Raw genomic sequence first — 22984 nt, forward strand, 5'->3', positions numbered from 1 at the left:
ATGCGGGTCATGGCCCAGATGGCGATGGTGATGAACCTCGACAAGTGCATCGGCTGCCACACCTGCTCGGTCACCTGCAAGCAGGCGTGGACCAATCGCAGCGGCGTCGAGTACGTGTGGTTCAACAACGTGGAGACCCGCCCCGGCCAGGGCTACCCGCGCCGCTACGAGGACCAGGAGAAGTGGCGCGGCGGCTGGGAGCTCAACAGGAAGGGCAGGCTCGCGCTCAAGGCCGGCGGCCGCTTCAAGAAGCTGGTCACGATCTTCGCCAACCCGGTCCTGCCGTCCCTGGACGACTACTACGAGCCCTGGACCTACGACTACGAGACCCTGACCAACGCCCCGCTGCAGGAACACACCCCGGTCGCCCGGCCCAAGTCCCTGATCTCCGGCAAGGACATGAAGATCTCCTGGTCCGCCAACTGGGACGACGACCTCGGCGGGTCGGCGGCGACCAGTGAGAACGACGTGCTGCTGAACGAGGTCTCGGAGAAGATCAGGTTCGAGTTCGAGCAGACCTTCATGTTCTATCTGCCGCGCATCTGCGAGCACTGCCTCAACCCGTCCTGCGCCGCCTCCTGCCCCTCCGGCGCGATCTACAAGCGGGAGGAGGACGGCATCGTCCTCGTCGACCAGGACCGCTGCCGGGGCTGGCGGATGTGCGTCACCGGATGCCCGTACAAGAAGGTGTACTTCAACCACCGCACCGGCAAGGCCGAGAAGTGCACCTTCTGCTTCCCGCGCGTGGAGGTCGGCCTGCCCACGGTCTGCTCCGAGACCTGCGTCGGCCGGCTGCGCTACATCGGCCTCGTCCTCTACGACGCCGACCGGGTGCTGGAAGCCGCGTCCGCACCCGACGACACGGACCTCTGCGAGGCCCAGCGGAGTGTGTTCCTCGACCCGGACGACCCCGAGGTGACCGCCGCCGCGGAACGCGCGGGCATCCCCCGCGACTGGATCGAGGCCGCCCGGCGCTCACCGGTCCACGCCCTGATCAACAGGTACAGGGTGGCGCTGCCGCTGCACCCGGAGTACCGCACCATGCCCATGGTCTGGTACATCCCGCCGCTCTCCCCGGTCGTCGACGCCGTCCGCGACACCGGGCACGACGCCGAGGACCACCGCAACCTCTTCGCCGCCGTCGACGCCCTGCGCATTCCCGTCGACTACCTGGCCCAGCTGTTCACCGCGGGCGACCCGGCGCCCGTGGACGCGGTACTGCGCCGGCTGGCCGCCATGCGCGCCTACATGCGAGACATCAACCTCGGCCGCGAGCCGGACGCCTCGGTGCCCGAGGCCGTCGGCATGAGCGAGGAGCAGATGTACGACATGTACCGGCTGCTGGCCCTCGCCAAGTACGACGAGCGGTACGTCATCCCCGAGGCGCACGCCGAACAGGCCCACGGCCTCGAGGAACTGGCCACCGAGTGCAGCCTCGACTACGAGGGCGGGCCGGGCATGGGAGGCTCCGGCCCCTTCGGCGAGGCGTCCGGCGGCGCGGCGCCCCTCGCGGTGGAGAACTACCGCGCCCTGCGCGACCGGCAGCTCTCCGACACCCACGCCGCCCCCGAGGACAAGGCCGGCCGCGTCAACCTCCTCAACTGGGACGGCAGAAGCAGCCCACCCGGGCTCTTCCCGCCGAAGCCGCCGGCGCCGCCGGGGCACGGCGACGGCCCGCACGGCGGGGGAGAGGGAGGACCGAGGTCATGAGGAACCGGCTCAGGCTCAAGTCCGCCCCACGCGTCCAGCCGTGGCACCCCCACGCCTGGCAGCTCCAGTCCCTGCTCCTGGGCTACCCCGACGAGCGGCAGGCCGGCCATCTGGCCCTGGCCCGCGGGGCCGCCCCCGCGCTCCCCGCCGAGGTGCGCGAACCCCTGCTCCGTTTCGCCGGGCACGCCGAGGAGACCGGCACCGAGGCCCTCGCCGCCGCCTACGTGGCCACCTTCGACCACCGCAGACGCTGCTGCCCCTACCTCACCTACTACGCCCACGGCGACACCCGCAAAAGGGGCGTCGCCCTGCTCCGGCTCAAACAGACCTACGCCAAGGGAGGCCTGCGGCTCACCGACGACGAACTGCCCGACCACCTCGCCGTCGTCCTGGAGTTCGCCGCGATCGACCCGCCGGCCGGTCTGCTTCTGCTCACCGGACACCGGGCGGGCCTGGAGCTGCTGCGCCTCGCCCTGCGGGAGGAGAACTCCCCGTGGGCCGCCCTGCTGGATTCCGTCTCCGCGACCCTGCCCCCGCTCGCCGGGGACCAGCACGAGGCGGTCGCCCGGCTCGCCGCCGAGGGCCCGCCCGGCGAGGAGGTCGGCCTCGATCCCTACGCGCCCCCGCGGTACACGCCCGCCCCGCCGGCAGGAGGCCCCCGATGACCGCACACGGCCGAGCCGTCACCCTGGCCGCGGAGTCCGGCACCGGCGGCATCCTGCTCTGGGTGGTGCTGCCGTACCTCAGTCTCGCGGCGTTCGTCCTCGGCCACGTCTGGCGGTACCGCTACGACAAGTTCGGCTGGACCACCCGCTCCTCCCAGCTCTACGAACGTCGCCTGCTGCGCGTCGGCAGCCCGCTGTTCCACTTCGGCATCCTCGTCGTGGCGCTGGGCCACGTCGGGGGACTGGTCGTCCCGGAGAGCTGGACCGAGGCGGCCGGCGTCAGCGAGCACACCTACCACGTCCTCGCCGTCGTCCTCGGCACCGTCGCCGGCGTCTGCACCCTCGGCGGGCTGGCCGTCCTGATCTACCGCCGGCGCACCGTCGGCCCGGTCTTCTCGGCCACCACCCGCAACGACAAGGCGATGTACCTGTTCCTGACGGTGACCATCGGGCTGGGCCTGGCCGCGACCGTGGCGGCGAACATCGTCGGCGGCGGCTACAACTACCGCGAGACCGTCTCCCCGTGGTTCCGCTCGATCTTCTTCCTGGGGCCCGACCCGGACCTGATGACCGGCGCCCCGGTCCTCTTCCGGCTGCACGCGCTGAGCGCGCTGCTGCTCTTCGCCGTCTGGCCCTTCACCCGGCTCGTCCACATGCTCACCGCGCCGCTGGGCTACCTCACCCGCCCGTACATCGTCTACCGCAGCCGCGACGCGCGGCTCGGCACCCGCCCGCCCCGCCGGGGCTGGGAGCGCACGGGCTGACCGCAGAGGGCGCAGCCGGGCCGTTCACCCGTCGGCCGGGGTGATACGGCGTCCCGTGAGACGGGCGGGCCGGATCGACACCCACAGCTCGCGCTCGCCCCCGGCCCACGGCGTGGTGTGGGCGCGTTCGGTGAGCCGTCGCGCCTCGCCGGGCTCCGTGACGGCCCGTGCGGGGCCGACGGCCAGCACGCTCCAGCCCCGGCTCATGGCCTCGTCCACACGGTCGACCTCGAAGGCGACCTCCGCCCCCACGGCCGCCGCCGGGAGGGCGCCGGGGACGGTCCTGAACACGATCGCGTCGTCGACGACCTCGTAGTTCACCGGGACCACCGCCGGCCCCTCGGCCGTGGTCACCGCGACACGCCCCACACCGTGTGTGGACAGCAGGGCGCGGCACTCCTCCGGCTCCAGGTCCCGCAGCTCGGGGTGGAGCAGCGCCATGCCCCGTCCCGGCGGCAGGTCGACGCCGCCCCCGCGCAGCGCCTGCACGCTGGTGCCCAGCGCGGCGGCCAGCCTGACCAGGGTCGCCAGGCTCGGGTCGCCCGGGTGCTCCTCCAGGTACGCGAGGTAGTCCGGTGCCATCCGGGCGCGGCGGGCCGTCTCCTCGCGGGTCAGCCCCTGCCGTTCGCGTTCCGTGGCCACCCGCCGCCCGATGTCGCCGGGGCCGGGCGCGCGGTCCGGTTCGCCGGGTCCGGGCTCCTCGCCGAGCGCCCGCACATGGGCGTCGGGTCCGGGGAACACCAGCGACACCTCGTGCGTGTCCGACCAGCGCACGTCGTAGGGGGGTGTGCCGTCCTCGTGGTGCAGTCCGACGATCTCGCCGTCGCGCCGGGTGATGCCGGTCGCCGGACTCTCGATGACGAGTTGATCGCCGAGGTGGGCTCGCATGATCGCCGCTCCTTCCGTGCGGAGGTCCGATGCCTGCGGGGTTCCCCGTCCGGGCGGAGGCCACCCGGACGGGAGCCGCCGTTCTCAGCCGGCGGCCGCGGCGCCCCGGGGCCCGGCCGAACCGTCGGCGAGACGGAACTCGACGTCGACGACCCCCTCGACGGCGCGCACCGCGCGGGCGGCGACCGGCACCAGCGAGGCGTTGCGGATGCGGCCGGTGAGGGTGACGACGCCGTCGGCCACCTCCACCCGCACGGGCTCCGGCGGGTCCGGGAAGAGGCGGGCGACGACCTCCCGGCCGACCTCCTCGGCGAGTTCCTCGTCCGTCCGCAGGAACACCTTCAGCAGGTCGACCCGGCTGACGATGCCCTCGAGCATGCCCTCGTCGCTCACCACGGGCAGCCGCTTCAGTTTCAGCTGGGCCATCACCCGCGCCGCCTGTGCGACGGTCGCGTCGGCGTGGACGGTGACCGCGGGGGAGCTCATCAGGTCCCCGGCGGTCAGGGCCCCCGCCCTGGCCAGATCGGCCAGCCGGTTGCGCTGGGTGAACCGGTCGGGGTCGCTGTCGCGGAACTCCTCCTTGGGCAGCAGGTCGGCCTCCGACACGACGCCGACGACCCGGCCCTCGCCCTCCAGCACGGGCAGCGCGCTGATCTTCCACTCCCCGATGAGCCGGACCACGTCCTTGAACGGGGCGTCCCGGCCGACGGCCACCACGGTGTGCGTCATGACGTCACTGACGGTGTACGGGCTGCCGGTCATGGTCCTCACCTGCTTCCACTGCCGTACGGGGCGTACAGGTCGAGCAGCCGGACCCGGGTCGCGTGCAGCCGCTGGGCCACCACCCGGCCGACCCACGCCGCGACGGCGCGGCCGAGCTCGGGGTCGGCGGCGCACAGCTCCCGCACGGCGTCCGCGTCGAACTCCCAGGCCCGCACCGGGCTGGTGGTCTCGCCGCCCAGGTGCCACAGTCCGGGAGTGAAGTGCCAGGACCAGCCGATCAGTTCACCGTGGCCCAGGGACTCGATCACGGCCGCGCGGTGGCCGGGCACCTGCAGGTCCAGGGCGACCGTCCCGGTCCGGACGATCCAGAACCGGTCGGCGCGCCGCCCCTCCTCGAACAGGCGGACCCCCGCGTCGAAGGAGACTTCGCGGGCGTGCCGCATCAGCGCCTCACGGTGTTCGGCCGGGAGACCCGCGCTCAGAGTGGTGGTGGATGTCATCGCTCCGTCTCCTTTCGCGCCCGCCGCCACAGCCGAACGGCGGTTCCGGGGCCCTCGATGCCAGCGTGGGCCCCGTGCGGGGGGAGACGCCACGGGCCGTCCGGCCCCGGGTGGGGGCCTTTCGGCCCCCGCTCGCGGGAGAGGAGCTGCGGCCGGCCGTCAGTGGGCCGGACGGCCCTCCGGAGGGGTGTCACCCGCGCGCTCGGCGGATCCGGACGCGGGGGCGGACGGCGGCAGCGTCTCCCCCTGGATGATCCGCGGGGTCCCGGGCGTCTCCGGCGTCTCCGGCGTTTCCGGCGCCCGGTCCTGGTCCTTCATCGCGCGGGCCTCGGCCTTGAGGATGCGGGCCGACTTGCCCGCGGAGCGGACGAGGTCCGGGAGCCTCTTGGCGGCGAGGACGGCGATGATGACGACCAGGACGACAGCCAGCTCGCTCAGTCCGAACATGGATGCAATGCTCCTTCTCCGTGGCACGGGCCAGGGGCAGAATCTACATCACTGTAGAGAGCGTTGGGGTGGCGCGCTCTCTCCGGCGGCGTCTATACGATGTCCGCGCGGCGAACAGGCGGTGGCGGAAGGGAGGCGGGACGTGACGGAGCAGCGGGAGCGGTCCCGGCGCAGGGGACAGGGTGAGCTGGAGGCGCTGGTCCTGGCGGCGCTGCGGGAGGCGGACGGCCCGGCGACGGCAGGCTGGGTGCAGGAGCGCGTGGGCGACGACCTCGCCTACACGACCGTCATCACCATCCTGACCCGGCTGCTGGCCAAGGGTGTGGTCACCCGGGAGCGCGCGGGCCGGTCCTTCTCCTGGACCCCCGCGTCCGACCAGGCGGGACTGGCCGCGAGCCGGATGCGCAAGGTGCTGGACGCCGAGAGCGACCGGGAGGCGGTGCTGGCCAGCTTCGTCACCGGTCTCGGACCCGACGACGAACGCCTCCTGCGGGACCTGCTCGGCCAGTCCAGGGACGAAGGGGAAGTCTGAGACACCATGGGGGTGTTCGTCCTGCTGCCACTGGTGCTGCCGCTGACGGCGTGGCCGATCGCGCGCCTGGCCGAGCAGCATCTGCACCCGCGCACGGCGACCCGGCTGCTGACCGGGGTGGCCGCGGTGATGGCGGTGTGCAGCACGGTGTGCCTGGTGCTGCTGATGGTGGTCGGCACCGCCCAGCTGCCCGGTAACCCGCTGCCCGACGGCTGGTCGGACCCCGAGGTGCGCGCGGCCGTGCCCTACGACGAGGTGGCCGGGAAGGCGGCGATCCCCGCCCTGTGCGCGGTGCTGACGGCCTGCGGCCGGACGCTGTGGCGGCACGGCCGGGTGCGCCGCCGCGCCCACCGGGCGCTTGCCGGGCTGCGGGAGACGGAGGCGGTCGTCCTGCCGGACGACGTGCCCTACGCCTACGCGCTGCCGGGCGGCCGGCGGGACCGGGTGGTGGTGACCACGGCCCTGCTGGAGTGTCTGGAACCGGCCGAGCGCCGGGCGCTGTTCGCCCACGAGCGGGCGCACCTCGCCGCCCGCCACCACCGCTTCCTGCTCGCCGTCCAGCTGGCCGCGCGGGCCAACCCCTTCCTGCGGCCGCTGCGTACGGCGGTGGCGTACACGGCGGAACGCTGGGCGGACGAGGAGGCGGCGCGGACGGTCGGCAGCCGCCGTGCCGTGGCGCGGGCGATCGGCAAGGCGGCCCTGGTGTCGCGCGGCACCCCGGTGGCCACCCTGGCGGGCCTCGCGGCGGCGGGCCCGGTGCCGCGCCGGGTCGCGGCCCTGCTCGGGCCCGCTCCGGCGGCCCGCCGGCTGCCGTCGCTGTTCACCGTCGTGGGCCTGGCGGTGTGGGGCGCCGCGGCCGGGACCGCGGTCTCCGCGATGTCGTCGGCGAACTCCGCCGTGACGATGGTCCTCATCCTGTACGCGGCGACGCCCCTGTGACCCCGCGGCCGGCCGCCGCGGGGTCCGGGCCGGTCAGAGGTCGAACTCGTGCGGCGGCAGGTCGAGGGCGTAGCACGCCTCGCGGACCACGGCCTGCTCGTCCTTGTCGAAGTCGCCGTCGGCGCCGCCGATGACGATGCCGATCTGGATCACGGCCCGCGCCTCGGCGGGCTTCTTCTTCGCCTTGGCGATCTCCTGCATGACGCTCACCTTGCCGAGGGCGAAGTCGGCCGTCAGCCTGCCGACGTTCTCCTCGAAGCGGCGGCGCAGGTCGTCGGCGGGGAAGTTCTGCAGCACCTCGTTGCCCGCGATGAGCTGGGCCACACGCTGCCGCTCGGCCGGGTCGACCGTGCCGTCGGCGGCCGCCACCAGGGCGCACATCGCCATGCTCGCGTCGCGGAAGGCGCCGCTCTTCAGGTCGTTCTTCCTGGCGGTCAGCTGGGTCTGCATCTGGGATGCGGACTCCTTGAGGCGGTCCCACAGGGCCATGAGTACTCCGTCGGTGTCGGGAGGGGGCGTCCGGACCCGGGTGCTCCGGACGCCGGAACTTCTACAGTAAGTGTAGAAGTTACTCCTCTTCCTCCTCGCCCTCGAAGAAGTCCCCGATCTCGTCGACGACCTCCGCCGCGACCATGCCGCCGACCACGCCGACCGCCAGCCCGGCGGCGCCCGCGGCGACGGCCGTGCCGATGCCGGGGCCGGAGCCGTGGTGACCGCCGTGGTGGTCGTGGTGGTCGTGGTCTCCGTAGGGGGCGCCGTGGCCGCCGTGCGCCGCCCGGTGCTCGACCAGGGCGCGCATCCACCCGTCGACCTCGGCGGTCCAGTCGCGGGAGTCGTGGTGGCCGACCGTGAACCGGGTCAGCGCGTCGTGTCCGCCGGAGAAGAGCCCGCCGCGCTTGTCGGCCTCGAGGACCACCTCCATGCCGCCGGGACCGGCCAGGAAGGTCACCTCGACCTCGTTCACCCGGTCGGCGTACTGCGGCGACGGGGTGATCTCGATCTCCTGGTAGAAGGGCAGCTGCTGCCCCGTGCCGCCGATGCGCCCGTACTCCAGGTCCGCCGACCGGAAGCCGAAGCCGAGCGCGCCGAACGCCTCGAGGACGGCCTCCTGGGCGGGCAGCGGCCCGACGGTCAGCGGGTCCAGGTCCCCCTTGTCCTTCGCCCCGGCCACCGACAGCTCGGTGCGCACGCCGAGCACGATGCCGAGCGGCTGTCCGTACAGCTCGGTGACCGGGGTCTCCCAGGGCAGCGTCACGCTGAACGGGACGGCGTGCTCCGCGCCCTCGTCGAGGCGGAAGCCGCCGCCGACCGTGAACCGCTCGAAGGCGACGGTGCCCTCCTGCTCGCCCTCCTCGTGCTCGGCCTCGACCCGCGCCACCAGCTCCAGCGTGATGTGCTCGATGTCGAAGCCGGCCTGGCCGCCCTTGAGGAAGACCCGGCCGGTGAGCGCGCCACCGGGCAGTACGGGGCCGGGGTCGAGCACCGTGTCGACGGTGGGTCCGCCCACGCCGAGCGAGCCGAGCAGTCGTTTGAACACCATGGCGGCGTCCACTCCTTCACGTGCGTGTGATCCGGAAAAAGAGTGCCGCCCGCGGGGCGGCGCACGGTATAACTTCTACAAACGAGTAGAAGCATAGAGTGAACCGGCCTGGGAAAGACTTTGCGTCTCCTTTACAGTTGATGCGGAGCCGGGACATCCTGTGCCTCCACACACTTTTCCCCCACGCGTCCGAGAAGGAGCGACGGTCTCCCGATGGGTGATCCTCCCAGTAGCAGCCGTGCCACCTCCCGCCGTCCGTGTCATGCGGCCATCGAGGGAGCGGGGGTGGCACGGTGACCGAGATCCTGCTGCTCCTGCTCGCCGTGCTGCTGACCCTGGCCTGCGCGGTGTTCGTCGCGGCCGAGTTCTCGCTCACCACCGTCGAGCGCGGTGACCTGGAACGCGCCGCGGAGGCCGGCGAACGCGGCGCCGAGGGCGCCCTCAAGGCCGTCCGCCATCTGACGCTCCAGCTGTCCGGCGCCCAGCTCGGCATCACCGTCACCTCCCTGGTGATCGGCATGCTGGCGGAACCGTCCTTCGCGGCGCTGCTGCGCGGGCCGCTGCGGGCGGCCGGCCTGGGCGGCGCCGCGCCGGCGGTGGCCACCCTGCTGGGCGTGCTGCTGTCCACCGTGGTGCTGATGGTGGTCGGCGAACTGGTGCCCAAGAACTGGGCGATCTCCCGGCCGGCGGCGGTCGCCAAGGTGGTCGCGGGCCCGCAGCGCGCGTTCACCACCGCGTTCGGCCCGTTCATCGGGCACCTGAACAGCACCGCGAACCGCTTCGTGCGCCGCGTCGGCCTCGAGCCCGCCGAGGAGCTGGCCTCCGCGCGCACCCCCGAGGAGCTGGGCGCACTCGCCCGTCACTCGGCCGCCGAGGGCGCCCTGGAGGCGGACTCCGCCGAACTCTTCGTCCGCACCCTGCACCTGAGCGAGCTGACCGCCGAGAACGTGATGACCCCCAGGGTCGACGTCAGGGCCCTGGAGGCGCACGCCACCGCCGCCGACGCGGCCGCGCTCAGCCACGCCACCGGTCTGTCCCGCTTCCCGGTCTACCGGGACAGCCTCGACGAGGTGGTCGGCACCGTGCACATCCGCGACGTGCTCGCCCTGGAGCCGGGGGAGCGGTCCGGCACGCCCGTCACCGACCTCACGGCCCCGCCCCTGCTGGTCCCCGACAGCCTCCCCGCCGACCGGCTGCTGGAACGGATGCGCGCGCACCGCACCATGGCCGTGATCATCGACGAGTACGGCGGCACGGCGGGCGTGGCCACCGTGGAGGACATCGTCGAGGAGGTCGTCGGAGAGGTCCGCGACGAGCACGACCCCCTGGAGCCGCCCGACCTGCTGTCCGCCCCGGCCACGCCGGACGGGCGCGCGGTGTGGCAGGCCGGCGGCGGACTCCGCCTCGACCGGCTCACCGACGTGGGCCTCACCGCCCCGGAGGGCCCGTACGAGACCGTGGCCGGCCTGATCGCCACCCGTCTGGCCCGCATCCCCGTCCCGGGGGACACGGTCGACCTCGACGGCTGGCGGCTCGACGTGCTGGAGGTCGAGCACCACCGCGCCGACCGCGTACGCGTCACCGCCCCGGCCCCGGCGCGGCTCGTCCCGGTCGCGGAGGGAGCCCGATGACCGCCCTGCAGCTCACCATCGGCGTCCTGACCCTGATCACCAACGCGTTCTTCGTCGGCGCCGAGTTCGCGCTGATCTCGGTGCGCCGCAGCCAGATCGAGCCGCGCGCCCTGGCGGGCGAGAAGCGCGCCCGGATGACGCTGTGGGCGCTGGAGCACCTCTCCGCGATGATGGCCACCGCGCAACTCGGCATCACCGCCTCCTCCCTGGTGCTCGGCGCGGTCGCCGAACCCGCCATCGCCCACCTGCTGGAGCCCGGCTTCGGGGCGGTGGGACTCCCGGCCGGCCTGGTGCACCCGATCGCGTTCGTCATCGCGCTCGCCCTCGCCACCTATCTGCACATGCTGATCGGCGAGATGGTGCCCAAGAACATCGCGCTCGCCGCGCCCGTGCCCAGCGCCCTGCTGCTGGGCCCGCCGCTGGTGGCGCTGACCCGGGCGCTGCGCCCGTTCGTCTTCGGCGTCAACGCCTTCGCCAACGTCCTGCTGCGGCTGCTGCGGGTCGAGCCGAAGGACGAGGTCGGCTCCGTCTTCACCGACGACCAGCTCGCCCGCATGGTCGTCGACTCCAGCGCGGCCGGGCTGCTCGGCCCCGCGGACGGGGAGCGGCTGCGCGACGCGCTGGAACTGGGCACCCGGCCGGTCGGCGAGATCCTCGTCCCCGTGCCGCGGATGCGCACCGTGGAACACACGATCACCCCGGCCCGGCTGGAACGGCTGGCCGCGGAGGCGGGCTTCTCCCGCTTCCCGGTCACCGGCCCCGACGGCGCCGTCCTGGGCTACCTGCACATCAAGGACACCCTCGGCGCCGCCGACCGCGACCGGCCCTTCCCGCGCACCGCCCTGCACAAGGTCACCCGGGTGCGCATCGACACCCCCCTCGACGACACCCTCACCGCGCTGCGCGCCGAGGGCAGCCACCTCGCCGCCGTAGTCGGCCTGAGCGGCACCGTCCTCGGCTTCGTGACCATGGAGGACGTACTGTCCGAGCTGGTCGGCCCGGCGGCCCCGGTCACCACCTGACCCCCGTCCGCCGGCGCCGGGAACACGATTCCCGCCGGATTCGTTGTCGCGACGTACCACCCGCAGAAGGAGCCACCACTTGTCCGCCAGACCGACGGACCCCTCAGGGGACAGCCCCCGACCATCCCGCCACGCAGTCCCCGGGCGCGGCACACGGCGGGACGACGCCCCCTCGCGATCGGGGCGCCGATGAGCACCGCGAACGCCCTCCTGGGACTGCTGGCCGTGTTCGTGCTGACGGCCGGCACCGGATACTTCGTCGCCCAGGAGTTCGCCTACGTCTCCGCCGACCGCCTGGCCCTGGCCCGTGCCGCCGAGTGCGGTGACCGGAAGGCCGCCCGCGCCCTGAAGGTGCTGGAACGGCTGTCGTTCATGCTGTCGGGCGCCCAGCTCGGCATCACCGTGACCGGACTGGTCGTCGGTTTCATCGCCGAGCCGTCGGTGTCCGCGCTGCTGCGGCCCGCGCTGTCCGGCCTGGGCATCCCCGACGCGGCCGTGAGCGGCATCGCCGTCGTGCTGGCCTTCGTGCTGGCCACGGTCGTGCAGATGGTGCTGGGCGAGCTGGCCCCCAAGAACCTCGCCATCGCCGTGCCCGAGCGGCTCGCCAAGGCGCTGGCCGGCTCCACCCTGGCGTATCTGAAGGTCGTCGGCCCCCTCGTGCACGTCTTCGACGCGGCGGCGAACAGGCTGCTGCGCCGGGCCGGCATCGAACCGGTGGAGGAGCTGCACCACGGCGCCACCCTCGAGGAGCTGGGCCATCTGATCGGCGAGTCCCACGAGCAGGGCGCGCTGCCCAAGGACACCGCGGCGCTGCTCGACCACGCCCTGGAGTTCTCCGAGCGGACCCTGGACGAGGTGATGGTGCCCCGCGTGGACGCCGTCTTCGTCCGCAAGGACGCCACCGCCGCCGAAGCGGTCGAGCTGATCGCCGGGCACGGCCACTCCAACTACCCGGTGCTCGGCGACCACCCCGACGACGTCGACGGCGTCGTCGGCGTGGCCGAGCTGATGCGCCTGCCCGCGGACCGGCTGACCGGCACCACGGCCGGCGAGGTCGCCCGGCGGCCGCTGTTCCTCCCCGACACCCTCCCGCTGCCCGACGCCGTCACCCGGATGAGGGAGCGGGACGACGAGTTCGCCGTCGTCCTGGACGAGCACGGCGGCGTGGCCGGCATCGTCACCTACGAGGACATCGCCGAGGAACTCGTCGGCGACATCGCGGACGAGACCGACACCGTCACCGCGGTCGCCGTCGCGCACGGCGACGGCTGGCTGGTGGACGCCGGCCGCCGCCTGGACGAGGTGGCCGAGGCCACCGGCGTCGAGCTCCCCGAGGAGGAGGACTACGACACCGTGGCCGGCCTGATCGTCGACCGGCTCGGCCGCTTCCCGGCCATCGGGGACCGGCTCACGGTCGGACTGCCCGACGGCGCGGCCGCGGTGATCGACGTACGCACCCTCGACCGGCACGTGCCCGAGCGCGTGCGGATCGAGCGACGGAACATCACGGCGGAGGAGCAGGCATGAGTTTCCCGATGGCGCTCTTCGTCACCGTGCTGCTGCTGATCGGCAGCGGATTCTTCGTGGCCGCCGAGTTCGCGCTGGTCGCCGCCAAGCGGCACCGCATGGAGAAGGCCGCTGCCGACGGCCGCCGCGGCGCCAGGGCGGCCCTCGCCGGAATGCGCGAGCTGTCCCTGATGCTGGCCGGCGCCCAGCTCGGCATCACCGTGTGCACCCTGGGCCTGGGCTCGGTGTCCAAGCCCGCGATCTCGCACGAACTCGACCCGCTGCTGCACGACCTGGGCCTGCCCAGCGCGGTCAGCTACGGCGTCGCCTTCGCCGTCGCCATGATCGTGGTGGTGTTCCTGCACATGGTGGTCGGCGAGATGGCCCCCAAGTCGTGGGCCATCGCCCACCCGGAGCGGTCCGCGATGCTGCTGTCGCCGCCCTTCCGCGCCGTGGTCAAGGTCGTACGGCCGCTGATCCGGCTGCTCAACGCGGTGAGCAACGCCCTGGTACGGCTGTGCCGGGTCACCCCGCGCGACGAGCTGGCCCCCGTCCACGACCGGGAGCAGCTCACCCATCTGGTCGCGGAGTCCGAGCGGCTCGGACTGATCAGTGAGACGGACTCCGAGCTGCTGACGCGTTCGCTGACCGAACCGGAGACCCCGGTGCGGGAGCTGCGGGTGCCGGCCGCCGGGATCGTCTGGGTGGAGGGCGGCGCGGACGTCGACGAGATCCTGCGCGTCGCCGCGGCCCGCGGCCGCACCCGGCTCCTGGTCCGCGAGCACGACACGGTCCTCGGCTCGGTGCACGCCCGTGACGCCCTGGTGGCCCGCGCACGGGGACGGGCGGCCGGCGCCCGCGCCCTGGCCCGTCCGGTGCCCGAGCTGACGGACGACGCCACGGTCGGCGACGCGATCGACCTGATGCGCCGCCGACGGGCCTCGCTCGCCGTGGTCCGCGACGGATCCGGCAGGCTCACCGGCATGGTGAGCCTGGACGATCTGCTGGCCCGTTTCCTGCAGCCGCAGGCGGTGTGACGGCGGCCCCCTGACGGCGCCGCGGCTCACTCGTCCAGCCGGCGGCGCCGCTCGTTGTGCCAGGCGATGGCCCGCCGGATGTCCGCCTCGTGGAGTCCGGTCCGGCGGGCCAGCCGTTCCATGCCGACCACCGGCGGGCCGGACGCCATGACCCGGGCGATCTTGCCCGCCCAGAGCTCCTCCTGGACGAACGGGCGGCGCCCGTACGCCTCGCGGATCACGCCGAGGTGCGCCTCGCAGCAGGCGGTGACGCGGCGCAGACCGTCGTACCGGTCGCGGGTGGGGTGGACCGAGGACGAGTCCGCGACATGGCCGGTCACCGCCTCGTCCGCCGGGAACGTCCTCGCGCAGAGGTCGCACAGCTCCAGCGCGGGGGTGCTCGGACGCCGTGCGTGCTTCCCGCGTTTCCACATCGCAAGCTCCCGGGGCTGGATCCGCTCAGGCTACTGCCCGCCCCCGCCGTCGGCCCGGCGTTCCGGACCGCCGGAGGCCGGCGGACGAGATCACGCCGCGACGGAACGCCCCGGACCTACGACGACGCGTCCCCGCGGGCCAGCGCGGGGTGCGCGGGGGTGCGCGGGGGTGCCCGTGGCGGTCGTGGACAGGCTGCGGCGGTGCTGGCGGTTTGTCGACCGGGGGTGCCGCTCATGGTCCCGGCGGGTGGGGGCGGTGGTCCTCGGGGCCCAGCGCAGGGCGCGCGGCCACCGTGGTGCCCGTGGCGGTCGTGGACGCGGCTGTGGCGGTGCTGCCGGGGTGCCGAGCGGGGGGCCCGCTCAAGGTTCCGGCGGGTGGGGGCGGTGGTTCGCCGGGCCCGGTGCAGGGTGCCGCTCAGGGCCCGGCGCAGGGGACGGTGAGTGCGCCGGCGGCGTCCAGGGCGATGTCCGCGTCGCTGACCCGGTCGAGCGTCTCGCGCAGCCACTCCCGCTCCTCCGGCGGGGCGGCCTCCAGCCGCATCCGCCGCGCCCGCAGCGGCACCATGCGCAGGGCGGCCGTCCGGCCGGTGTCCGCGCCGACCGACAGGAGACAGGCGAGCCGCAGCTCGTCGCGGTACTCCTCGTACCCGGTGATGCCCTCGTAGTCGTCGACGAAGTCGCCGCAGCCGTACAGGACGGGCCGGCCGCGGTACATCTCGACCGGGCGGGGGTGGTGCGAGGAGTGCCCGTGGACGACGTCGGCACCGCCGTCGACCAGCGCGTGCGCGAAGTCGATCTGGCCGCGCGGCACATGGTGGCCCCAGTTGGAACCCCAGTGCACAGACACCACCACGACGTCGCCGGGGCGTTTCGTCCCCTGGATCCGCCGGACGACCGCCTCGGCCGCGGCGGGCGACGGCTCCGCGAGGAACGCCACCCCGGACCGCTCCTCCGTCGCGGCCCAGCCCGGGTGGATGCCGCTCGACATCATCCCCAGGGCGAACACCAGCACCCGGCCGCCCGCCACGGGCACCACGGCCGGCGCGTACGCCGCGCCGTCGTCCCGTCCCGCGCCCGCCGTCCCCAGGCCCGCCCCGGCCAGCACCTCCAGGGTCTCCCGGAGCCCCGGGCGGCCGAAGTCGAGCACATGGTTGTTGGCGAGGACGCACACGTCGGGCCGGGCCGCCGTCAGCGCCGGCACATTGGCCGGACACATCCGGTAGTGGACGGCCTTCCCCGGCGCGAACGCGCCGCTCCGCGTCACGGACGTCTCCAGATTGACGATCCGCACGTCCGGGGCGGCCTCCTCCAGCACCTCCAGCGCCCGGCCCCACGGCCAGGGGAACGGCACCGGGCGGGGGATCGGGCCGTTCACCGCCTCCGCCAGCTCCACATAGCCGCGGGCGTCCCGCACGGACTCCTCCCGCAGCGCGGGATCACCCGGGTGCGGCAGGATCTGGTCGACTCCCCGCCCGAGCATCACATCGCCGCACAGGAACAGCGTCACGGTCCCGGCGCCCATGCCTCCACCGTAGGCCTACGGCACACCGAGTTCGAACAGGACGTACCCGGCGTACGAGCCCGAGGCCACGGCCGCCGTGCCCAGCACCGCGGCCAGCGAGGGCCACTTCAGCCGGCGCATGGCCAGGGACAGCGGGACGAACAGCGGGAACAGCGGGAGCAGATAGCGGGAGACGTTGCCGAAGTACTGCTGGGTGGCCATCACCATCAGATACGACAGCACGGTGTAGACGACGAGGACGACGGGCGGCCGCAGCCGCATCAGCAGCACCGTCAGCACCGGCACCAGCAGCACCACCCCGACCCCGATCATGTCCTCCATGGGCATCGCGAACAGGTAGTCGGTGTGCCCCACCGGCACCGAGGTGAGCACGTCGAGACTGTGCCGCCCGAAGTCGAACTTGTGGGCCCAGGCGCCGTCCTGGAGCTTGTTGTAGCCGCCCCAGTCACCCATCCGGTAGCCGACCCAGCCCAGATAGCCGGCCACGCCCAGCGGGGCGATCAGCACCGCGATCAGCGGGCGCTTCAGACCCTCCTCGCGGCGCCACACCGCGAGCAGCCCGGCGACGGCGAGGGCGGCGACCAGGGTCACGGCGGTGGGCCGGGCGAGCCCCGCGGTGAAGGTCAGCACGCCCGCGGTGAGCCAGCGCCGGGTCATCACGGCGTAGCAGGCCCACGCCGCCAGCGCCGTGTACAGGGACTCCGAGTAGACCGCCCACTCCGCGCCGGAGCCGGGCCACACCGCCCACAGCCCGACGGCGACCAGACCGGCGCGCCGCCCGCCCAGCCGGGCCGTCACCGCGTAGATGCCGAGCGCCGCGACGAACGAGAAGACGACCGACACGGTCATGCCGGCGCCGTACGGGCCGAGCCCGGTGACCTCCGAGACCATCCGCATCAGCGCCGGGTACAGCGGGAAGAAGGCCGCCGAGTTGCCCTTGAGGGTGATCAGACCGGTGGCGCCGGGTATCGGCTCCAGCGCCGGGTCGTAGCCGTGCAGCGCGATCTGCTGGTACCACCAGCCGTCCCAGCTGCCCAGCACGTCCCAGGTGTGGGCGCCGCCGCCGAACCGCGGGTTCTTCTCGCGGAAGTCGCCCGCCGAGTCCAGCAGGTACATGAAGACGGCGAAGCCCACCAGCTTCAGCGCGCCGTACATCGCGAGGACGGGCCCGTAGTGCGCGGCGGCGCGGCGCAGCCGCTCCCGGGGGTCCGGGGCGGCCGGCGGGGCGTCGCCGGGCCCGGGCGGGCTGGACGGGGTGGGGCCGGCCTGGCTGGTCCCGACGGTGGTCATGAGGCGGAGGATCCTGTCGTACGGGAGGAGCGCCGGCCGGGGAACACCCAGGCCCGCAGGAGGAGGAAGCGCAGCAGTGTCGCGGCGAGGTTGGCGGCGACCAGCGTCAGCAGCTCCACGCGGGGGCCGGCGCCGGGCGCGGTGCGGTGCAGCACGGCCAGCGAACCGCTGGTGAGGGCGAGGCCGACCAGGAAGGCCGCCAGCCCCTTGAGCTGATGGCGCAGCACCCCGTCGCGCCCGCGCACCCCGAACGTGAGCCGGCGGTTCGCGGCGGTGTTGGCGACGGCGCTGGCCAGCAGGGCCAGCGCGTTGGCGGTCTGGGCGCCCGCGACGGGCCGCAGCAGGCTGTAGAGCAGCAGGTAGAACAGGGTGCTGGCCACCCCGACGGTGGCGAACCGGATCAGCTGGGGGACCAGGGCGGGCGGCAGCCCGGCGGCCTCGTCGAGTTCCCCGGGCCGGCGCAGCGCCGCCAGCGGAAGCCTGCCGCCGGCCAGCGCGCGCCCCAGCCGGGCCATGCCGCGCAGATCGGCCAGTGCCGTGGCGAGGATGTCGACGCGGCTGTCGGGGTCGTCCACCCAGTCCACCGGCACCTCGTGGATGCGCAGTCCGGCGCGTTCGGCTATCACCAGCAGCTCGGTGTCGAAGAACCACTCCTGGTCCTCGACCAGCGGAAGCAGCCGCTCGGCGACGTCCCGCCGCACCGCCTTGAAGCCGCACTGGGCGTCGGTGAACCTCACCGCGAGGGTGCCGCGCAGCAGCCCGTTGTAGCAGCGGGAGATGATCTCCCGCTTCGGTCCGCGCACCACCCTCGAGCCGCGGGCCAGCCGCGTGCCGATCGCGATGTCCGAGTGCCCGGAGATCAGCGGGGCCACCAGCGGCAACAGGGCAGCCAGGTCGGTGGACAGGTCCACGTCCAGATAGGCGAGCACCGGCGCGGCGGACCGTGACCAGGCGGTGTGCAGGGCACGGCCGCGGCCCTTCTCGTCCAGCCGTATCCACTCCGTCCCGGGCAGCTCCCCGGCCAGCCGCTCGGCGATCAGCGGGGTGCGGTCCGTGCTGGCGTTGTCGGCGACGGTGATCCGGAAGGAGTAGGGGAAGTTCTCCGCGAGGTGCGCGTGGAGCCGCCGGACGCAGGGCTCCAGGTCGTTCTCCTCGTTGTGCACGGGCACCACCACGTCCAGGACGGGCTCCGGATGGTGCGCGGGCAGCGGCGCCCGGCGCGGCAGCGCCGCCGGCACGGCGGATGTGCGGCGGTCGGTCGGTGCCGACCGCCTCGCGGTTCTCATGACGGCTTCACAGTCTCTTTCCGGCGTACGGCATGACGGGCCCTGGTGCGGGCTGCCGCGCCCGAGTGACGGTCGGGGGAAACGGCCCGGGGACGGGGTCGCCCACGGACGGGGCTTGCGCGGCGGGTGCTAACCGCTGTCCGCCGTATCCTCTCCGGTCGGGGCGGAGGGCCCCCGCGCGGGTGGGGTGGACGGCGGTGGGGTCGGGGTCGGCGAGGAGTCCGGCGGGGGCGCCGTCGTGGGCCGCCGGGTGCTCGTGGGCGTCCCGGCCGGCGGGAGCGAGGACGTCGCGGTGTCGTGTCCGGGCGCCGTGCCGCCGGCGACCGTGGTCTCCGGGGTACTCGTCGGCGGCGCCGACGTGCTCGGCAGGGGCGTCTGTCCGGAGTGCGTCGGCGCCGGGGACGCCGGCGGTGTCGGACTGGTCGCGGGCCGGGGCCGCTGGTCGGCGGGCGGCGCGGACCGGGAGTCGGTGCCGGGCAGCACGGCGAGCGCGACGCTCAGCCCGGCCACCGCGAGGGCCGAGCCGCCGGCCCGCCACAGCGTCCGGGTCCGGCGGCGCACCCGGATGCCCTCGTACAGGCGCCGCCGGTGCTCGGGCCGGAAGGGGGCCGGCTGCCGGGCGTCGTGCATCAGGCGCGTCAGCTCGCGCTCGAAGTCGTTCATCGCTTCTCCCCTCACCCCACGGGCCTGACGGACTCGGAAAGGATCTGCCGCAGCCGCGCCACCCCGCGCGACGCGTGGGAGCGCGCGGTACCCACCGGACAGCCCAGGGCCTGTGCCACCTGGCCCTCCGGCAGGTCCTCGTAGTAGCGCAGCACCACCGCGGCCCGCTGCCGGGGCGGCAGCAGCGCCAGCGCGGCCTCCAGCCGGGAGCGTTCCGCGACGGCCGAGGACACGTCACCGGGTCCGGGCCGGTCGGGCAGCTCGCCCACCGGGCGCTCACCCCACCAGCGCCGCCGGGCCGAACGGGCCGCCATCCGCACCAGCACCTGGCGCACATACGCCTCCGGGGCCTGCTCGGCGACCCTCGGCCAGGCGAACCACAGCTTCACCAGGGCCTCCTGCACGAGGTCCTCGGCACGCTGGCGGTCGCCGCCGGTGAGCAGACGCGCGACGTGGAGCAGCGCCGACCAGCGGGCAGCCACGAACTCCTCGAAGCCGTCTGCCCGAAACCGCTCCATCCCCACCGCCCCGTGTTCCGAACAAGCCCTTACACCTCAGACAAAGACTCATGGCCCGGCGAAACGATGCACCGAAGTGCTGTGATCCACCTCACTTCACGCAGACGAAGGGGCGGGCCGGGGTCCATGACCCGCGGCCCGCCCCTGTGGGGGACGGGGTGTCCGTCCTGCTCTCCGCCCGGCGGTCAGGTGCGGCCCGGTCCGCCGCTGCCGAAGGACCCGCCGCCTCCCTCGTTCCAGCGGGGCCGGTCCTGCGACGCGCTCGTGCGGGTGCCGGCGTTGCCGTGGCCGGTCAGATCGTGCGGCAGCAGACGCTCGTCACTTCTGGGCATCTCGTCCGGCTCGCGCACCTCCTGCACCTCCCGCACCGGACCCCCGTCGGGCACCCGGGGCTGCTCCTCCGGGCGGGGCCGGCGCGAGTCGTTCCTGACCTTGCGGCTGCCCAGGACGAACATGCCGATCAGCAGGGCGAGCACCGCCACCCCCGCCACCACGAGCCCGATCCCGAGGGCGCCGCGGCCCGCCGCGAGGTCGGCCGATTCCATCCATCCGGTGTTCATCATGGCGCGCGGGTACCCCCGGTCCCCGTCCGCGAACCGGCTCGCCGCACGGTGACGCCCGCCCGCCGCGGCGGGTTTGACGGCCGGTGCGGCGGCTACCCGCGCGGAGTGACGACGACATCCGAGAAGGAGTTGTTTCGGTTCCTGGAGGACCGGTTCGCCTGCGCCCAGGCGTGCACCGAGTGCGCGCGGGCCTGCGCCACGCGGGCCGGCCTGGTGGACCCGGACGGCACCGAGAACCAGGAACTCGTGCGGCGCAAGGGCATCATGTGCGCGGAGGTCTGCGACGCGACCTGCCGGATGCTCTCCGAGCAGAACCAGGTGGACGAGGCGGCCATCCGCGTCCAGGTGGAGTGGTGCCGGCAGGTGTGCCTGGAGAGCGCGCAGGCCTTCGACGGGCACGCCGGGGCGGAACGCACGGCACAGGAGTGCCGTTCCTGCGCACGGGCCTGCACGGAGTTCCTCGCCACCCTGAACTGACCCTTAGCCGTCCGCGCGTCCGCCGCGACGCCCCCGGTCGGGCACGGTACAAATCCGGGCGAGCCGTCGCCATACTGGACGAGCCAGGGGAGGGCGGGGCGGACTGCGACGGGGGCGGGCGGGGAGATGGGGGACGGCGGGCTGATCCACGGCAGGTACCGGCTGCTGGACCGGATCGGGCGCGGCGGCATGGGGGAGGTCTGGCGGGCACGGGACGAGTCACTGGGGCGGCACGTCGCCGTGAAGTGCCTCAAACCCGCCGGACCGCAGCAGGACCAGTCGTTCGGACGGGTGCTGCGCGAACGGTTCCGCCGGGAGGCCCGGGTGGCCGCGGCGCTCCAGCACCGGGGGATCACCGTGGTGCACGACTTCGGCGAGTCCGAGGGCGTGCTGTACCTGGTGATGGAACTGCTCCAGGGCCGCGACCTCAGCCGGCTGCTGGAGGACAACAAGCAGCATCCGCTGCCGGTCGACGAGGTGGTGGAGATCGCCGACCAGGTCGCCGCGGCCCTCGCCCACACCCATGACCAGGGCATCGTGCACCGGGACCTCAAGCCCGCCAACATCGTGCGCCTCGACGACGGCACGGTGAAGATCTGCGACTTCGGCATCGCCCGGCTCGGCCACGACATCGGCTTCACCGCGCGGCTGACCGGTACCGGCGTCGCGATGGGCACCCCGCACTACATGTCGCCCGAGCAGATCAGCGGCTCGGAGGTGGACCGGCGCAGCGACCTCTACTCCTTCGGGTGCGTGCTGTACGAGATCGCCACCGGAGTGCCCCCGTTCGACCTCGACGACGCCTGGGCGATCCTCGTCGGCCACCGGGACACACCGCCCCGGCCGCCGCGCCGCCACCGCGCCGACCTGCCGGAGCGCCTGGAGCGCATCATCCTCGACCTGCTGGCCAAGGAGCCCGGCGAGCGCCCGGACAGCGCCCGCGAACTGGCCCGCCGGATCGGCGCGCTGCGGGCCGCACCGGCCGCCGCGCCGGCCCGCGCGGAGCTGGTGGCGGTGCCGGTACCCGCCGGACGTGCCGCCCGGCTGCCTTCCTGGACCCGCGGCATGACCACCGGGCACAAGGCGGCCGGCGCCGCACCGCGCACCCCTTCCCCGGACCCGGCCGGCGCTCTGTCCGGCGAGTGGACCGCCCGCCCCGCGCCGGAGACGCCGGCCACCCTCGCCGGACGGCACCACGCGGGCCTGACCCTGGGCCGCCTCGGCCGCTGGACGGAGGCGGAGGAGGTGCACCGCGCGGTCGCCGCCGAGCGCGAGCGGCTCCTCGGGCCCGACCACCCCGACACCCTCGCCAGCCGCTACGAGGTCGCGTTCGCCCTCAGCCGCACCGGCCGCGCCGCCGACGCGCTGCGCGCCTACAAGGACGTCGCCGGGGCCCGCATCCGCGCGCTGGGCGCCGACCACCCCGACACCCTGGCCGCCCGCCAGGAGATGGGGTACGTCCTCGGCCGGCTGGGCCGCCCCTTCGACGCCCACCAGGTCTATCTGTCGGTGCTCGCCGCCCGCGAGCGCACCATGGGCCCCGACCACCCCGACACCCTGCGCTGCCGCCACAACCTCGCCTTCAACCTCGGCCGGCTCGGCCGCCCGCAGGACGCGCACGGCATGGCCTGCGAGGTGGCGGCCGCCCGCGCCAGGGTGCTCGGACCCGAGCACCCCGACACCCTCGTCACCCGGTACGAGGTCGCCTACGCCCTCGGCCGGCTGGGCCGCTGGACCGAGGCCCTGGAGACCTACCGCGAGGTCGCCGGGGCCCGCGCCCGGGCCCTCGGCCCGGACCACGCCGACACCCTCGCCGCCCGCCACGAGACCGGCGTCGCCCTGGGCCGGCTCGGCCGCGCCGCCGAGGCCCTGGACCACTACCGCGCCCTTGTCGAGGACCTCACCCGCGTCCAGGGCCCCGCCCACCCCGGGACCCTGCGCGCCCGGCACGGCATCTGCGTCGGCCTCGGCCGGCTGGGGCGCTGGACCGAGGCCCTCGCGGAGTCCCGCGACGTGTACGCGCGGCGCGCGCACGTCCTGGGAGCCGACCACCCGGACACGCTGGTCAGCCGCCGCGAGGTCGCCGTGGGGCTGGGCTGGCTGGGTCGCTGGGCGGACGCCCTGGACGAGTACCGCGGCGTCGCGGAGGCCCGGGAACGCGTCCTCGGCGCGGACCACGCCGACACCCTCGCCGCCCGCACCGACGAGGCCCACTGCCTGGAGCGGCTGGGCCGCGGCGAGGAGGCGGCCGAGCTGTACCGCCGGGTGGCGGCGGTGCGCCGGCAGTGGGCGGCCGGCGGGGCATGACGCCGCACGGCCTCTGGCCGGTGCGGATCGGCGCGTGTTAC

At 74.2% G+C, this 22984-nt stretch carries 24 protein-coding genes; 11 read left to right on the plus strand and 13 right to left on the minus strand.

What is annotated here, in order from left to right; translation table 11 throughout:
- Genes narH through narI form a run of 3 tightly spaced genes read left to right on the plus strand, consistent with a single transcriptional unit; the run spans position 1 to position 3139 of the window.
- Complete coding sequence (gene narH, locus CNQ36_RS31800; protein WP_121549045.1) at positions 1–1710, plus strand: nitrate reductase subunit beta; 1710 nt, start codon at positions 1–3, stop codon at positions 1708–1710.
- A complete protein-coding gene (gene narJ / locus CNQ36_RS31805; protein ID WP_121549047.1) occupies positions 1707–2375 on the plus strand; it encodes a nitrate reductase molybdenum cofactor assembly chaperone in 669 nt (222 codons plus the stop codon). The genes narH and narJ overlap by 4 nt, the downstream gene beginning before the upstream one ends.
- On the plus strand, positions 2372–3139 hold the full coding sequence (gene narI / locus CNQ36_RS31810) for a respiratory nitrate reductase subunit gamma (protein WP_121549049.1): 768 nt from the start codon (positions 2372–2374) through the stop codon (positions 3137–3139). Before narJ ends, narI begins: the two co-directional genes overlap by 4 nt.
- 24 nt (positions 3140–3163) lie before the next feature.
- Here the strand turns inward: narI and CNQ36_RS31815 are convergent, their stop codons facing one another.
- From CNQ36_RS31815 to CNQ36_RS31830, 4 genes are all read right to left on the minus strand, one after another.
- Positions 3164–4027: a pyridoxamine 5'-phosphate oxidase family protein gene (locus CNQ36_RS31815; protein ID WP_121549051.1), complete on the minus strand. Its 864-nt coding sequence runs from the start codon at positions 4025–4027 to the stop codon at positions 3164–3166.
- A gap of 84 nt (positions 4028–4111) precedes the next feature.
- Positions 4112–4789 carry a CBS domain-containing protein gene (locus CNQ36_RS31820; RefSeq protein ID WP_121549053.1) on the minus strand — a complete coding sequence of 226 codons (678 nt, stop codon included), beginning with the start codon at positions 4787–4789 and terminating at the stop codon, positions 4112–4114.
- 5 nt (positions 4790–4794) lie between these two features.
- A complete protein-coding gene (locus CNQ36_RS31825; protein ID WP_121549055.1) occupies positions 4795–5250 on the minus strand; it encodes a Crp/Fnr family transcriptional regulator in 456 nt (151 codons plus the stop codon).
- A 159-nt stretch (positions 5251–5409) separates the two neighbouring features.
- The gene (locus CNQ36_RS31830) at positions 5410–5697 is read right to left on the minus strand and encodes a twin-arginine translocase TatA/TatE family subunit (RefSeq protein ID WP_121549057.1); all 288 of its coding nucleotides are present in this window, start codon (positions 5695–5697) and stop codon (positions 5410–5412) included.
- Positions 5698–5839: 142 nt separating this feature from the next.
- On the opposite strand from CNQ36_RS31830, the gene CNQ36_RS31835 reads away from it, so the two are divergent.
- Both CNQ36_RS31835 and CNQ36_RS31840 read left to right on the plus strand, forming a co-directional pair.
- Positions 5840–6229 carry a BlaI/MecI/CopY family transcriptional regulator gene (locus CNQ36_RS31835; protein ID WP_121549059.1) on the plus strand — a complete coding sequence of 130 codons (390 nt, stop codon included), beginning with the start codon at positions 5840–5842 and terminating at the stop codon, positions 6227–6229.
- A 6-nt stretch (positions 6230–6235) separates the two neighbouring features.
- Positions 6236–7168 (plus strand): M56 family metallopeptidase, encoded by a 933-nt coding sequence (locus CNQ36_RS31840; RefSeq protein ID WP_121549061.1) that lies wholly within the window; start codon positions 6236–6238, stop codon positions 7166–7168.
- A 33-nt stretch (positions 7169–7201) separates the two neighbouring features.
- Here CNQ36_RS31840 and CNQ36_RS31845 read toward each other — a convergent pair whose 3' ends face one another.
- Positions 7202–7657, minus strand: coding sequence for a tellurite resistance TerB family protein (locus CNQ36_RS31845; RefSeq protein ID WP_121549063.1), 456 nt, complete (start codon positions 7655–7657; stop codon positions 7202–7204).
- A 79-nt stretch (positions 7658–7736) separates the two neighbouring features.
- Positions 7737–8708, minus strand: coding sequence for a sporulation protein (locus CNQ36_RS31850; RefSeq protein WP_163013454.1), 972 nt, complete (start codon positions 8706–8708; stop codon positions 7737–7739).
- 293 nt (positions 8709–9001) lie between these two features.
- On the opposite strand from CNQ36_RS31850, the gene CNQ36_RS31855 reads away from it, so the two are divergent.
- The 4 genes from CNQ36_RS31855 to CNQ36_RS31870 all read left to right on the plus strand — a co-directional run bounded on the left by CNQ36_RS31855 (position 9002) and on the right by CNQ36_RS31870 (position 13904).
- Positions 9002–10339, plus strand: coding sequence for a hemolysin family protein (locus CNQ36_RS31855; RefSeq protein WP_040905440.1), 1338 nt, complete (start codon positions 9002–9004; stop codon positions 10337–10339).
- Positions 10336–11361, plus strand: a complete 1026-nt coding sequence (locus tag CNQ36_RS31860) for a hemolysin family protein (protein ID WP_004922050.1) — start codon at positions 10336–10338, stop codon at positions 11359–11361. Before CNQ36_RS31855 ends, CNQ36_RS31860 begins: the two co-directional genes overlap by 4 nt.
- 189 nt (positions 11362–11550) lie before the next feature.
- On the plus strand, positions 11551–12888 hold the full coding sequence (locus CNQ36_RS31865; RefSeq protein ID WP_121549067.1) for a hemolysin family protein: 1338 nt from the start codon (positions 11551–11553) through the stop codon (positions 12886–12888).
- The gene (locus CNQ36_RS31870; RefSeq protein WP_121549069.1) at positions 12885–13904 is read left to right on the plus strand and encodes a hemolysin family protein; all 1020 of its coding nucleotides are present in this window, start codon (positions 12885–12887) and stop codon (positions 13902–13904) included. The genes CNQ36_RS31865 and CNQ36_RS31870 overlap by 4 nt, the downstream gene beginning before the upstream one ends.
- A gap of 26 nt (positions 13905–13930) precedes the next feature.
- On the opposite strand, the gene CNQ36_RS31875 is transcribed toward CNQ36_RS31870, so the two are convergent.
- From CNQ36_RS31875 to CNQ36_RS31905, 7 genes are all read right to left on the minus strand, one after another.
- Complete coding sequence (locus CNQ36_RS31875; protein ID WP_121549071.1) at positions 13931–14317, minus strand: hypothetical protein; 387 nt, start codon at positions 14315–14317, stop codon at positions 13931–13933.
- 415 nt (positions 14318–14732) lie between these two features.
- Positions 14733–15839 carry a CapA family protein gene (locus CNQ36_RS31880; protein ID WP_121549073.1) on the minus strand — a complete coding sequence of 369 codons (1107 nt, stop codon included), beginning with the start codon at positions 15837–15839 and terminating at the stop codon, positions 14733–14735.
- Between the two features lie 15 nt (positions 15840–15854).
- The gene (locus CNQ36_RS31885) at positions 15855–17129 is read right to left on the minus strand and encodes a glycosyltransferase family protein (protein WP_121549075.1); all 1275 of its coding nucleotides are present in this window, start codon (positions 17127–17129) and stop codon (positions 15855–15857) included.
- Positions 17126–18415 (minus strand): bifunctional glycosyltransferase family 2/GtrA family protein, encoded by a 1290-nt coding sequence (locus tag CNQ36_RS31890; protein ID WP_121549077.1) that lies wholly within the window; start codon positions 18413–18415, stop codon positions 17126–17128. Before CNQ36_RS31890 ends, CNQ36_RS31885 begins: the two co-directional genes overlap by 4 nt.
- 129 nt (positions 18416–18544) lie before the next feature.
- Positions 18545–19078, minus strand: coding sequence for a cellulase (locus CNQ36_RS31895; RefSeq protein ID WP_121549078.1), 534 nt, complete (start codon positions 19076–19078; stop codon positions 18545–18547).
- A gap of 11 nt (positions 19079–19089) precedes the next feature.
- Entirely contained in the window at positions 19090–19596 is a 507-nt protein-coding gene (locus CNQ36_RS31900) for a SigE family RNA polymerase sigma factor (protein WP_121549080.1), read from the minus strand.
- Between the two features lie 185 nt (positions 19597–19781).
- On the minus strand, positions 19782–20141 hold the full coding sequence (locus CNQ36_RS31905; RefSeq protein WP_240659566.1) for a DUF6479 family protein: 360 nt from the start codon (positions 20139–20141) through the stop codon (positions 19782–19784).
- A 123-nt stretch (positions 20142–20264) separates the two neighbouring features.
- Between CNQ36_RS31905 and CNQ36_RS31910 the strand changes: the two genes are divergently transcribed.
- Positions 20265–20636, plus strand: coding sequence for a four-helix bundle copper-binding protein (locus CNQ36_RS31910; protein ID WP_121549084.1), 372 nt, complete (start codon positions 20265–20267; stop codon positions 20634–20636).
- Between the two features lie 126 nt (positions 20637–20762).
- Complete coding sequence (locus CNQ36_RS31915; RefSeq protein WP_121549086.1) at positions 20763–22943, plus strand: serine/threonine-protein kinase; 2181 nt, start codon at positions 20763–20765, stop codon at positions 22941–22943.
- Positions 22944–22984 lie beyond the last annotated feature (41 nt).

Source organism: Streptomyces fungicidicus (genome assembly GCF_003665435.1).
GTDB lineage: Bacteria > Actinomycetota > Actinomycetes > Streptomycetales > Streptomycetaceae > Streptomyces > Streptomyces fungicidicus.

Excerpts from the sequence above, each read along its gene's own strand:
- narH (WP_121549045.1), top strand. The coding sequence starts at position 1 with ATGCGGGTCATGGCCCAGATGGCGATGGTGATGAACCTCGACAAGTGC.
- narJ (WP_121549047.1), top strand. The coding sequence starts at position 1,707 with ATGAGGAACCGGCTCAGGCTCAAGTCCGCCCCACGCGTCCAGCCGTGG.
- narI (WP_121549049.1), top strand. The coding sequence starts at position 2,372 with ATGACCGCACACGGCCGAGCCGTCACCCTGGCCGCGGAGTCCGGCACC.
- CNQ36_RS31815 (WP_121549051.1), bottom strand. The coding sequence starts at position 4,027 with ATGCGAGCCCACCTCGGCGATCAACTCGTCATCGAGAGTCCGGCGACC.
- CNQ36_RS31820 (WP_121549053.1), bottom strand. The coding sequence starts at position 4,789 with ATGACCGGCAGCCCGTACACCGTCAGTGACGTCATGACGCACACCGTG.
- CNQ36_RS31825 (WP_121549055.1), bottom strand. The coding sequence starts at position 5,250 with ATGACATCCACCACCACTCTGAGCGCGGGTCTCCCGGCCGAACACCGT.
- CNQ36_RS31830 (WP_121549057.1), bottom strand. The coding sequence starts at position 5,697 with ATGTTCGGACTGAGCGAGCTGGCTGTCGTCCTGGTCGTCATCATCGCC.
- CNQ36_RS31840 (WP_121549061.1), top strand. The coding sequence starts at position 6,236 with ATGGGGGTGTTCGTCCTGCTGCCACTGGTGCTGCCGCTGACGGCGTGG.
- CNQ36_RS31845 (WP_121549063.1), bottom strand. The coding sequence starts at position 7,657 with ATGGCCCTGTGGGACCGCCTCAAGGAGTCCGCATCCCAGATGCAGACC.
- CNQ36_RS31850 (WP_163013454.1), bottom strand. The coding sequence starts at position 8,708 with ATGGTGTTCAAACGACTGCTCGGCTCGCTCGGCGTGGGCGGACCCACC.
- CNQ36_RS31860 (WP_004922050.1), top strand. The coding sequence starts at position 10,336 with ATGACCGCCCTGCAGCTCACCATCGGCGTCCTGACCCTGATCACCAAC.
- CNQ36_RS31865 (WP_121549067.1), top strand. The coding sequence starts at position 11,551 with ATGAGCACCGCGAACGCCCTCCTGGGACTGCTGGCCGTGTTCGTGCTG.
- CNQ36_RS31870 (WP_121549069.1), top strand. The coding sequence starts at position 12,885 with ATGAGTTTCCCGATGGCGCTCTTCGTCACCGTGCTGCTGCTGATCGGC.
- CNQ36_RS31875 (WP_121549071.1), bottom strand. The coding sequence starts at position 14,317 with ATGTGGAAACGCGGGAAGCACGCACGGCGTCCGAGCACCCCCGCGCTG.
- CNQ36_RS31880 (WP_121549073.1), bottom strand. The coding sequence starts at position 15,839 with ATGGGCGCCGGGACCGTGACGCTGTTCCTGTGCGGCGATGTGATGCTC.
- CNQ36_RS31885 (WP_121549075.1), bottom strand. The coding sequence starts at position 17,129 with ATGACCACCGTCGGGACCAGCCAGGCCGGCCCCACCCCGTCCAGCCCG.
- CNQ36_RS31890 (WP_121549077.1), bottom strand. The coding sequence starts at position 18,415 with ATGAGAACCGCGAGGCGGTCGGCACCGACCGACCGCCGCACATCCGCC.
- CNQ36_RS31895 (WP_121549078.1), bottom strand. The coding sequence starts at position 19,078 with ATGAACGACTTCGAGCGCGAGCTGACGCGCCTGATGCACGACGCCCGG.
- CNQ36_RS31900 (WP_121549080.1), bottom strand. The coding sequence starts at position 19,596 with ATGGAGCGGTTTCGGGCAGACGGCTTCGAGGAGTTCGTGGCTGCCCGC.
- CNQ36_RS31905 (WP_240659566.1), bottom strand. The coding sequence starts at position 20,141 with ATGGAATCGGCCGACCTCGCGGCGGGCCGCGGCGCCCTCGGGATCGGG.
- CNQ36_RS31915 (WP_121549086.1), top strand. The coding sequence starts at position 20,763 with ATGGGGGACGGCGGGCTGATCCACGGCAGGTACCGGCTGCTGGACCGG.